The 305-nt window shown below is 79.0% G+C and carries 1 pseudogene; it reads left to right on the forward strand.

What is annotated here, in order from left to right:
• Positions 1-111: pseudogene (locus ACLBXP_RS25620) on the forward strand (peptidase inhibitor family I36 protein); the annotation flags it as partial.
• Positions 112-305 lie beyond the last annotated feature (194 nt).

Below are 305 nucleotides of genomic sequence, written 5' to 3' on the forward strand. Positions count from 1 at the left end.
GGACGCCGCTGGACCTCGCAGGTCCGCCTCGTGGTCGAGGGCGAGCGCCTCACCTGGACGAGCGCCAAGGGCAGCGCCGCCTACGTCCGCTGCGGCCGCCGGGCGGGCTGAGCCGCCCGCGCCCGTCGTCCGGCCAACGCCTCAGAGCGTGACGGCGAGGCGGGCGGGGGAATCCATGCGGTTCGGGTCGCCGCGCTCCGCGATGAACCGCTCGCGCCAGTCGCGGCTCGCCGCGTCGCGCTGCACCTGCAGCTTCACCGCGCCGGGCGCGATGGCGGGCCGGGTCCCGGGCGCCCGGGGAGCCG

It is taken from the genome of Methylobacterium sp. A54F (assembly GCF_053346035.1).